Below are 10,492 nucleotides of genomic sequence, written 5' to 3'. Positions count from 1 at the left end.
AACGACGCTTCCCGCGCCGGCCCGCTCCGATGGCCGGCCCGGCGGCCGAGCCGCCGGCGGTGGACGCCGTCGACGCGGTGGCGTGAGCACGGTTGGTGATCGACGGAGGCGGTATGCGGCTGTATCTGACCGCGCTCAACCCCACCGACGCCGTACTGGACGGGTTCCTCCCCGCGGCGGCGTCCCTCGGGCTGGCGGCCACCGTGCTGACCGACCGGCCCGACCAGTGGCCGGCGGACGTGCCGGTGGCGCGGTGCGCGGTCCGTGACCCGGCCGCGGTGGTCGCGGCGACGGCACCCGCCCGACCGGTGGCGCTACTGTCCAACAGCGACCACCTCCAGGAGGCCACCGCGATCGCCGCAGCACAGCTCGGCCTGCCCGGCAAGAACCCCGACGCCGCCCGGCTCTGCAAGGACAAGGCCGCGACCCGCCGGGCGATCGCCGATGCCGGGCTCGACCTGGTGCTCGCCAGCACCGTCGACCCCGGCGCTCCGCCGCAGGTGCCAGCCGAGATCTTCCCAGCGGTGGTCAAGCCCCGGGAGGGGGTGGCCAGCGAGGACGCGTACCTGGTGGCCGACCACGCCGAGCTGGTCGCCCGGGTCGCCGAGATCCGCGGCCGGCGGCCGGACGTGGCCCTGGTGGTCGAGGAGTATCTCGACGGGGATCTGCGCACCTTCGAAACCCTCGGCGACGGAACCGCGCTGGCCTCCCTCGGCGGCTGGCGCACCAGCCTCGGCCCGCCACCGACGTTCATCGAGGAGAGCCTGGCCTGGTCGCCACCGGCCGAGCCGACGAGCGCCGAACTGCGGGCCCGGCTCGACGCGCTCGGGGTCGGCTTCGGCGCCTGCCACACCGAGTACGTCATCTCCGCCGGCCGGGTCCGGCTCATCGAGGTCAACTACCGCCTCATCGGCGACCGGATGGACCTGATCCTCGCCGAACTGCTCGGTGTGCCGCTGTTCGAGCACGTCATCCGCCTGCACCTCGGCGAGCCGCTCGCCACCCTCCACCTGCCCGCCACCGTCGACAGGCACGCCCACGTCGAGTACGTCTGCGCGGACCGCTCCGGCCGGCTCGCCGCCGCACCGGGCCGGCGGAACACCAGCACCGGCGGCGTCCAGCTCGGCTGCCATCCGCTGCGCGAGGTGGGCCACACCGCCGAGCGCACCGGCACCAACCGCGACTACCTCGCCGTGCTGCACGCGATCGGCCCCGACGAGGAGACCGTCCGGCGGTCGTTGGCGGACTTGCGGCGCCACCTCCAGTGGACCATTGTCGAGTGACCGACGACTGCGAGCGGGAGGTCTTCGCCCGGGTGCTCGACGCCCTGCTGCGGGAGGACCACAGCGGTCTGCTGAGCACCGGTCGACCGGACGGGGCCGACTGGTGGGTGGTGCCGCACCCGGCCGGCCTGCTGCGCATCCCGGTCCGCCCGGACGGTTTCCAGCAGGACCTGCGCGGCGCCGCGCCGCTGGTGCTGGAGATGACCGCCGGCGCGGTCGGCACCTCCGGGGTGACCGGGCGGCAGGGGCACGTGGTGGACCCGCACACCGGCGAACCGGCCGACCACCTGGTGGCCGCCACCGTCGTGGGGCCCGACCTGACGATCGCCGACGCCTACGCCACCGCGCTGTACGCCGCCGGCGCCACCGGCCTGGCCTGGTTCCGGGGCAACTCCGACTATCGCGCGCTCTTCGCCCACCGCCGCTGAGCACGTCGCCGCACCGAGCCCGTCTCCCCGCGGTGCTCCGGCCCGATTCGCACCTCGGCCGCCCTCGGCCGGTGAACCTGCCGGTCCGGTGATGGTCGGCCGGTCGGGCCCTGCGATCGGCCCCCACGGTCTCGGCAACGACCGTGGGGGCCGGTCAGCGACGAGTGCGCGTGGCTCGCACAATCGAGGGGTGCGGACCGGTCGGGCCGGACGTCGACCGCGCCACCCGAAGACGGGCCGGCGCCTCGAACTCGGCCAGTGACCGCAGTGCGTACGCTAGCGAATCGACGCAACTCGACGCAAGAGTCTCCACAGCGGACCGTTGCTACCACAGACTGAGAGAATCGGCGGTTCACCGGCGGCGAGGCAGTTTCGACATGGTGAACGACGGATGGCACGCTATCCGCCGTGAGTTTCGATCTGAGCGTGTGGGCCCTGGAGGACGGGGCGACGCCCGAGGATGTGCGGACAGCGGTCGACGGTTGCCGACAGGGGCGACACGTGGACCGTTACCCCGATCCGCGGGTGGTCAGCTTCTACCGGGCGATCACTGCCTCCTATCCGGACCGTCACCCCGGCCCGAACAGCCCGTGGGCGGTGGCGCCACTGCACGCCGCCCACGACCACGTCGAGCTGAACCTGCACCCGACCTGCGCGGACCAGGTGCTGCTGGACATCGAGCGGCTGGCCGGCGAGCACGGGCTGATGCTCTTCGACCCGCAGGACGGGTCGGTCTACCCGCCTCCGGCGCGGCTGCCCGGCTGAGCCGGGTCACCCCACCCTGGAGACGACAGGGGGCCCAGCGAATCGCCGGGCCCCCTGTCGTGCGTGCCGTTGGCTACTCGTCGCGCAGGTCCGCGGCGCTGGCCGCCGTCGCGCCGATGGACTCGGCGGCCGAGGTGAGCAGGTCGGCGCCGAGCGCCTGGTCGACGGTGAGCGTCATCAGCGTCTCGCCGCCGGCCTCCCGCCGAGCCACCTGCATGGCGGCGATGTTGATGCCCGACTCGCCGAGCAGGGTGCCGACCGTGCCGACCACACCGGGTCGGTCGGCGTAACGGAGGAAGAGCAGGATGCCCTCCGCGCCGATCTCGACGTCGAAGCCGTCCACCTCGGTCAGCTTGATGACGTCCCGCGCGCCGGAGTGGGTGACCGTGCCGGAGACGCTGACCGTCCGACCGTCCGGCAGCGCGCCGCGCACCGTGACCAGGGTGGTCTGCTCCGCCGTCTCGGCCAGGGCGGCGAGGGTGACCTCGACGCCACGCTCGACCGCCAGGTGCGGGGCGTTGACGTAGGTGACCTGCTCCTCGACGACCGAGCTGAACAGGCCCTTGGTGGCGGCGAGCTTGAGCACCGACACGTCGTGGCTGACGATCTCGCCGCGAACCTCGACCGTGACGCTGGCGGCGACCCCACCGGCGACCGCTGTGAACGCCCGGCCCAGCTTCTCCGCCAGCGGCAGCAACGGCCGGACGTCCTCGGCGACCACACCGCCGGCCTGCACGTTCACCGCGTCCGGAACGAACTCGCCCTGCAACGCCAACTTGACGCTCCTGGCCACGGCGAGACCGGCCTTGTCCTGCGCCTCGTGGGTGGAGGCGCCCAGGTGCGGGGTGGCCACCACGTTGTCGAAGGCGAACAGCGGCGACGAGGTGCACGGCTCCTTGCTGTACACGTCGACACCGGCACCGGCGACCCGACCCTCGGCGATGGCGTCCGCGAGCGCCTGCTCGTCGACCAGCCCGCCACGGGCGGCGTTGACGATGCGGACGCCGGGCTTGACGATCGCCAGCTCCTTCTCACCGATCAGGCCGACCGTCTCCGGGGTCTTGGGCAGGTGGATGGAGATGAAGTCACTCTCGCGCAGCAACTCGTCCAGCCCGACCAGGCGTACGCCGAGCTGCGCGGCACGGGCCGGCTGGATGTAGGGGTCGTACGCGATCAGCCGGGTGCCGAACGCGGCGATGCGCTGGGCGAACAGCACCCCGATCCGGCCGAGCCCGACCACGCCGACGGTCTTGCCCTGCACCTCGACACCGGTGTACTTCGACCGCTTCCACTCCCCCGCCTTGAGCGCGGAGCTGGCGCTCGCGGTGTTGCGGGCGACGGCGAGCAGCAGTGCGACGGCCTGCTCGGCGGCGGAGACGATGTTGGAGGTGGGCGCGTTGACGACCATCACGCCCCGCGCGGTCGCGGCCGGCACCTCGACGTTGTCCAGCCCGACGCCCGCCCGGGCGACCACCTTGAGTCGCGGCGCGGCGGCGACCGCCTCGGCGTCGATCTGGGTCGCGCTGCGCACGATGACGGCGTCGGCCTCGGAGAGCGCCGAGAGCAGAGCCGGACGGTCGGTGCCGTCGACGTGACGGACGTCGAAGTCGTGGGCGAGCACCTCGATGGCGGCGGGGGCGAGTTCTTCGGCGATCAGTACGACAGGATTCATCGGTCCTCGTAGAGGTCGTGTTTGCGATCGGCCCGGGGCGGTGAGGCGCCGCACTGCGCCCCGCGCTGCTCCGTGCCGTGGCCGTCAGGTGCCGGGCTGCACACCTACCCGCGATCGTAGGGGCCCCGCTGGTCGACGTGTTCCCGTCTGCGGGGTGAGTGCCCTCACACGGGCTGTTGGTCGGCGGACATCGACAGTTCACCTGACCGCCACGGTCGCCCGGGCAGGGGCGTGCCGCCGCCCATCGATCGACGTCGGCAGCATGCCAGGCAGCCCCCGGCCGCGCTGGGGAGAGCGCCGGTCCGAGGGCTGTCGGGGAATGGTCGTCCGGCCGAGCCGGACGGTCAGGCGGTCTCGGTGATCGGGCGGTCGACCCAGCTCATCATGCCGCGCAGCTTCTTACCGGTCTCCTCGATCGGGTGCGCCGCACCCTCGGCCTGCCACTTGGTGAAGTTGGGCCGGCCGGCCTCGTCCTCGGCGACCCACTCGCGGGCGAACTCGCCGGACTGGATCTCACCGAGGATCTTGCGCATCTCGTCCTTGACCCGGGAGTCGATGATGCGGTGGCCACGGGAGAGATCGCCGTACTCGGCGGTGTCGGAGATGCTGTAGCGCATCTTCGCGATGCCGCCCTCGTACATCAGGTCGACGATCAGCTTCAGCTCGTGCAGGCACTCGAAGTAGGCGACCTCCGGGGCGTAGCCCGCCTCGGTGAGCACCTCGAAACCGGTCTGCACCAGTGCCGCCGCGCCGCCGCAGAGCACCGCCTGCTCGCCGAAGAGGTCGGTCTCGGTCTCCTCGGTGAAGGTGGTCTTGATCGCGCCGGCCCGGGTGCCGCCGATCCCCTTGGCGTAGGCCAGGGCGAGGGCGAACGCGTTGCCGCTGGCGTCCTGCTCGACGGCGACGAGGCAGGGCACGCCCTTGCCGTCGCTGTACTGGCGGCGGACCAGGTGGCCGGGGCCCTTGGGCGCGACCATCGCCACGTCCACCTCGGCGGGCGGCTTGATCAGCCCGTACCGGATGTTGAAGCCGTGGCCGAAGAAGATCGCCTTGCCCGGGGTGAGGTGCGGGGCGATCGACTCCGCGTAGATCCCGCGCTGGGCGGTGTCCGGTGCGAGCACCATGATCACATCGGCCTCGGCGGCGGCCTGCGCCGGCGTGACCACTCGCAGGCCCTGCTCCTCGGCCTTGGGGCGGCTCTTCGAGCCCTCCGGCAGACCGATCACCACGTCGACGCCGGAGTCACGCAGCGACAGCGCGTGGGCGTGGCCCTGGCTGCCGTAGCCGATCACCGCGACCTTCTTGGCCTGGATCAGGCCGAGGTCGGCATCGTCGTCGTAGTACACCTCAACGCTCATGAGAACTTCCCTTTCGTACGACGGCCGGGGCGGCCCGTCGTGGTCTGTGCGGATGGATTCGCCGAACGGCCCGGCGGGGCCGGTCGGCGGCGGGTCAGGCGGCCCGCAGCGCGGGACCGGCGGTGATCGAACGCGAGCCGCGCCCGATGGCCACCAGCCCGGACTGGACCATTTCCTTGATGCCGAAGGCCTCGAGGTCGCGCAGGAGCGCGTCGAGCTTGTCCGGGGTGCCGGTGGCCTCGATGGTCAGCGTGTCCGGCGCGACGTCGACCACCCGGGCACGGAACAGGTTGACCGTCTCCAGCACCTGGGATCGTGCCGAGCGGTCGGCCCGGACCTTCACCAGCAGCAGCTCCCGGGCAACCGAGACCTGCGGATCCAGCTCAACGATCTTGAGGACGTTGACCAGCTTGTTCAGTTGCTTGGTGACCTGCTCCAACGGCGACGAATCCGCGTTGACCACGATGGTGATCCGGGAAACATCCGGGTTCTCGGTCTCGCCCACGGCGAGGCTGTCGATGTTGAACCCGCGCCGGGAGAACAGGCCGGAGACCCGGGCGAGCACGCCGGGCTTGTTCTCCACCAGCACGGACAGAGTATGCATGGTCATGCCACGGCCTCGCTTCGCTCGGTCGTGTCACGACCATGGGTAGGACTGAGCTTGCTGATTCGTTCGCTGCGCCCACTCATGTCAGATGTCATCCTCGTCGAAGGCCGGGCGGACGCCACGGGCGAACATGATCTCGTCGTTGCTGGTGCCGGCGGCGACCATCGGCCAGACCATCGCGTCCTTGCCGACCACGAAGTCGATCACCACGGGCGCGTCGTTGATCTCCATGGCGGCGGCGATGGTCTTGTCCACGTCATCGGCGTTCTCGCACCGCAGCCCGACGCAGCCCAGCGCCTCGGCGAGCTTGACGAAGTCGGGAATGCGGTGTTTGTGGGTGCCGAGTTCGGTGTTGGAGTACCGCTCGTTGTAGAACAGCGTCTGCCACTGCCGGACCATGCCGAGATTGCCGTTGTTGATGACCGCGATCTTGACCGGGATGCCCTCCAGCGCGCAGGTGGCCAACTCCTGGTTGGTCATCTGGAAGCAGCCGTCCCCGTCCACCGCCCAGACCACCGTGTCCGGCCTGCCGACCTTCGCGCCCATCGCCGCCGGCACCGCGTAGCCCATCGTGCCGAGACCACCGGAGTTGAGCCAGGTGTGCGGCTTCTCGTAGGAGATGAACTGGGACGCCCACATCTGGTGCTGACCCACCCCGGCCACGAAGATCGCGTCCGGGCCGGCGATCTCGCCCAGCCGCTTGATCACGTACTGCGGGGACAGGGTCCCGTCGGCCGGCTCGTCGTAGCCCAGCGGATAGCGGGTGCGCAGGTCGTCGAGCTGCGTCCACCAGTCACCGAGATCGGCGACCCGCCCCGCCGACCGCTCCACCGTCACCGCGGCGATCAGTTCGTCGATGACGTGCTTGGCGTCGCCGACGATCGGCACGTCCACGTGCCGGTTCTTGCCGATCTCGGCGGGATCGATGTCCGCGTGCACGACGCTCGCGTCCGGGGCGAACGAGTCCAGCTTGCCGGTGACCCGGTCGTCGAAGCGCGCACCCAGCGCGACGATCAGATCCGCCTTCTGCAGGCCGTAGACCGCCGCGACGGTGCCGTGCATGCCGGGCATGCCCAGATGCTGCTGGTGCGAGTCGGGGAACGCGCCCAGCGCCATCAGCGTCGTGACGACCGGGATGCCGGTCAGCTCGGCCAGTCGGCGCAACCCGTCGGTCGCGCCCGCCTTGAGCACCCCACCGCCGACGTACAGCACCGGCCGGCGGGCACCGGCCATCAGCCGCGCCGCCTCCCGGATCTGCTTGCCGTGCGGGTGCAGGGTCGGCCGGTAACCGGGCAGGTCCAGGGTGGGCGGCCAGGTGAAGGTGGTGGTCGCCTGGAGCACGTCCTTGGGGATGTCGACGAGCACCGGGCCGGGTCGCCCGCTGCTGGCGAGGTGGAACGCCTCGGCCAGCACCCGGGGGATCTCCTCGGCGTTCTGCACGAGGAAGTTGTGCTTGGTGATCGGCAGGGTGATGCCCTGGATGTCCGCCTCCTGGAAGGCGTCGGTGCCGATCGACGGGCGAGCCACCTGGCCGGTGATCGCCACCATCGCCACCGAGTCCATGTACGCGTCGGCGATCGGGGTGACCAGGTTCGTCGCGCCCGGGCCGGAGGTGGCCATGCAGACGCCGACCTTGCCGGTGGCCTGCGCGTACCCGGTCGCGGCGTGCCCCGCGCCCTGCTCGTGCCGGACCAGGATGTGCCGGACGGTCGAGTCGTACAGCGGGTCGTACGCCGGCAGGATCGCGCCGCCCGGAATGCCGAAGACGACGTCGACGTCGAGCGCCTCGAGGGACCGCACGAGCGAGCCGGCCCCGGAGACCTGGGCCGGAGCGGACTGTCGTACCGCCGGGGTGGCCGGGTTGGCCGGGGTGCGCGCGGCGGCCTGGTCGGCGTCGACGGCCGGGTCGGCGGCCGCGCGGGCCCGGCGGACGGTGTGGGCGAGGGTCTCGGGCGTGGGTCTCGGTCATGACGGTTCTGGCCTTCGGCTGGAGTGGCTGGTGGCTAGTCAAGCGATGCGACGCGGGTGGACCCGCCTCGCCAGGTTCCGATGGCAATAAAAACGGCCCTCGTGCAGATGCACGGGGCCAGCGCACTCTCGATGAGGGAGAGTGCGCTCAGTAAGTACTCGCAGCGACCGGTACGACGACATGAGGCTAAGCCTGACGCATCTCACGCGATGAGTCAACTGATCCCACATGTTGGTTAACGGGGGACGGCGCGTCGGCCGGTGACGCGCCATCGGCGGCGGGTTTGAGCTGCCCGGACTCCCCCTGCGGCCGTCGTTGGGCGGGCACCGGAGCGGGTCGCGCCCCCGGTGACGTGGCCGCCTCCAGCATCGCCTCCAGGTGCTCGGCCGGCACCCCCCAGCCGAAGAGCGCGCCCTGGCCGAACCGGCAACCGGCGGCCACCACCGCGGCCAACTCGGTCGGGTTGGTCACCCCCTCGGCGATCACCTCCAGCCCCAGCTGATGGCCCAGCCGCATCACGATGTCGACCATCGGCGCGAAGGCCGGGCCATCCTGGCCGACCGGTCGGACCGGCTCGTGCTCGGCGACCAGGCTGTGATCAATCTTGAGAATGTCGATCGGCAGCCGACGCAGCTGCCCCAGCGACGAGTAACCCGCCCCGAAGTCGTCGAGCGCGATCCGGACGCCGGTCAGCCGCAACGCGGTCAGCCGCCGGATCAGCTCGTCCAGGTCGGTGGCGACCGCGTGCTCGGTGACCTCCAGCACCAGCCGCTGCGGCGGCACGTGGTGGGCGCGCAGCGCCTCGGCGACCTGGACCACGTACTCCGGGGCGTGCAACTCACGCGGGGAGACGTTCACCGACACCCAGACGTCGTGCCCGTCCGCCAGCCACCGGGAGAGCTGGTGGCAGGCCTGGTGCAGCACCCAGGCACCGAGCGGGGCGATCATCCCGCACTCCTCGGCGAGCGGGATGAACTCGTCCGGGCGGACGTTGCCCAGCTCCGGGTGGTGCCAGCGGAGCAGGGCCTCCGCACCAACCGGCCGCACCGACGGCAACGACGCCACCGGCTGGAACGCCAACCGCAGCTCGTCGCGGTCGATGGCGCCGCGCAACTCGTGCTCCACAGTCGTCCGCCGGCGCAGCAGCTGGTCGTACGTGGCGTCGTACCGCTCAATCCGGTTCTTGCCGCGCTGCTTGGCGTAGCGCAGAGCCAGGTCGGCGTGGCGCAGCAGCAGCTCCACGTCCGGCTCGTCGGCCCAGCCGGCCACGCCGATGCTGACCGACAGGAAGACCGCGCCGTCCGGCTGGTCGTACGGTCGGTTGAGCACCCCGAGCAGCCGTTCGGCGACCCGGTCCGCCTCCACCGGCCGGCCGCGCATCAGGACGGCGAACTCGTCCCCGCCCAGCCGGGCGCAACGTCGCCGGGGCGCAGGTTGCCACGCAGCCGCCGGCCCACCTCGGCCAGCACCGCGTCGCCCACGTCGTGGCCGCGCATGTCGTTGACGTTCTTGAAGCCGTCCAGGTCCAGACCGAGCAGCACGCACGGGTTGTGGTCGGCGGCGTTGCGGTGCAGCGCCCGGAGCAGCCCACGCCGGTTGGCCAACGACGTCAGCGGATCGGTGTGCGCCAGCTCGCGGAAGTGCGCCTCCCGCTCGGCCAGGCGACCCGCGTACCCCCGGACGTCGCGCAGCGTGAGGTACTGCCGCGCCACCAGGGCGAAGCCCTCCACGCTGCCCGCCACGATGCCGGCCGCGGTGAACCGGCCGTTCTGCGCGAGGTGGTACATCGCCGAGGCGGCCATCGCCAGCATCGGAGCGATCGCGTACTCGCCGTCGCGACCGACCACGTCCAGGTCGATCTGCCCCGGCCGGTCGGCCCGGTACACCGCGAGCGCGCCGGTCAGCAGGCCGGCGCCGAGCACTGCCGCACCGGTCAGGGCCATGGTCGGCCCGGCCTGGCAGAGCCCCGCGCTGAGCCCCAGCCCGCCGCAGCTCACCGCGCTGATGCCGGCGCCCAGCAAGGCGAGCCGTCGACGTGGGGTGGCCGCCCGGAAGACGATGATCACGGCGAGCCCGGCGCCGAGCGCGGCGCTCACCGTGGCCACCAGGATCGCCGGGCAGGCCACCGGGGTGGCGGCGCCGAGCAGACGGGTCGGCTCGGAGAAGAGCACCCAGCCGACGAACCACAGCGCCGCCGCCACGACCACCCCGTCCAGGGCGAGCCGGGCCGTGCCCGCCGCGGTGGCCGCCACCCCGGGCAGCCGGAGCAGCCCGGCCGCGAAGGCCAGCCCGCTCAGTGCCGTGCCGATCGCCACCACTGTCGCCCACCCGGTACGCGGCCCCTGCTCGTGGGCCCAGTGGTCGCTCGCGCTGAGCGCGGCGCCGACCCCGAGCAGCAGGCTGAGCAGGG

The 10,492-nt window shown here is 72.0% G+C and carries 5 protein-coding genes and 3 pseudogenes; 3 read left to right on the top strand and 5 right to left on the bottom strand.

Features of this window, described 5'->3' with window-relative positions:
- The first annotated feature begins 113 nt into the window (after nucleotides 1–113).
- From JM949_RS29135 to JM949_RS29120, 3 genes and pseudogenes are all read left to right on the top strand, one after another.
- Nucleotides 114–1,283, top strand: a complete 1,170-nt coding sequence (locus tag JM949_RS29135) for an ATP-grasp domain-containing protein (protein WP_203151368.1) — start codon at nucleotides 114–116, stop codon at nucleotides 1,281–1,283.
- A gap of 68 nt (nucleotides 1,284–1,351) precedes the next feature.
- A pseudogene (locus tag JM949_RS29125) lies at nucleotides 1,352–1,711 on the top strand (FAD:protein FMN transferase); the annotation flags it as partial.
- A 408-nt stretch (nucleotides 1,712–2,119) separates the two neighbouring features.
- The gene (locus JM949_RS29120) at nucleotides 2,120–2,476 is read left to right on the top strand and encodes a hypothetical protein (RefSeq protein WP_124774447.1); all 357 of its coding nucleotides are present in this window, start codon (nucleotides 2,120–2,122) and stop codon (nucleotides 2,474–2,476) included.
- Nucleotides 2,477–2,549: 73 nt separating this feature from the next.
- Here the strand turns inward: JM949_RS29120 and serA are convergent, their stop codons facing one another.
- The 5 genes and pseudogenes from serA to JM949_RS29095 form a co-directional block, all read right to left on the bottom strand.
- A complete protein-coding gene (gene serA / locus JM949_RS29115) occupies nucleotides 2,550–4,148 on the bottom strand; it encodes a phosphoglycerate dehydrogenase (RefSeq protein WP_203151367.1) in 1,599 nt (532 codons plus the stop codon).
- A gap of 344 nt (nucleotides 4,149–4,492) precedes the next feature.
- Nucleotides 4,493–5,506 carry a ketol-acid reductoisomerase gene (gene ilvC / locus JM949_RS29110; RefSeq protein WP_203151366.1) on the bottom strand — a complete coding sequence of 338 codons (1,014 nt, stop codon included), beginning with the start codon at nucleotides 5,504–5,506 and terminating at the stop codon, nucleotides 4,493–4,495.
- Between the two features lie 94 nt (nucleotides 5,507–5,600).
- A complete protein-coding gene (gene ilvN, locus JM949_RS29105) occupies nucleotides 5,601–6,116 on the bottom strand; it encodes an acetolactate synthase small subunit (RefSeq protein ID WP_203151365.1) in 516 nt (171 codons plus the stop codon).
- Between the two features lie 81 nt (nucleotides 6,117–6,197).
- A pseudogene (locus tag JM949_RS29100) lies at nucleotides 6,198–8,075 on the bottom strand (acetolactate synthase large subunit); the annotation flags it as partial.
- Between the two features lie 193 nt (nucleotides 8,076–8,268).
- Nucleotides 8,269–10,481 (bottom strand): annotated as a pseudogene (locus JM949_RS29095) (putative bifunctional diguanylate cyclase/phosphodiesterase).
- Nucleotides 10,482–10,492 lie beyond the last annotated feature (11 nt).

Origin of the sequence: Micromonospora tarensis, assembly GCF_016803395.1 — a bacterium.
GTDB lineage: Bacteria > Actinomycetota > Actinomycetes > Mycobacteriales > Micromonosporaceae > Micromonospora > Micromonospora tarensis.
The sequence above is the reverse complement of the archived record's forward strand: the minus strand, read 5'-3'. Positions and strand labels throughout refer to the sequence as shown.

Coding starts and splice junctions, on each gene's coding strand:
- ilvC (WP_203151366.1), bottom strand. CDS start 5,506: ATGAGCGTTGAGGTGTACTACGACGACGATGCCGACCTCGGCCTGATC.
- ilvN (WP_203151365.1), bottom strand. CDS start 6,116: ATGACCATGCATACTCTGTCCGTGCTGGTGGAGAACAAGCCCGGCGTG.
- serA (WP_203151367.1), bottom strand. CDS start 4,148: ATGAATCCTGTCGTACTGATCGCCGAAGAACTCGCCCCCGCCGCCATC.
- JM949_RS29135 (WP_203151368.1), top strand. CDS start 114: ATGCGGCTGTATCTGACCGCGCTCAACCCCACCGACGCCGTACTGGAC.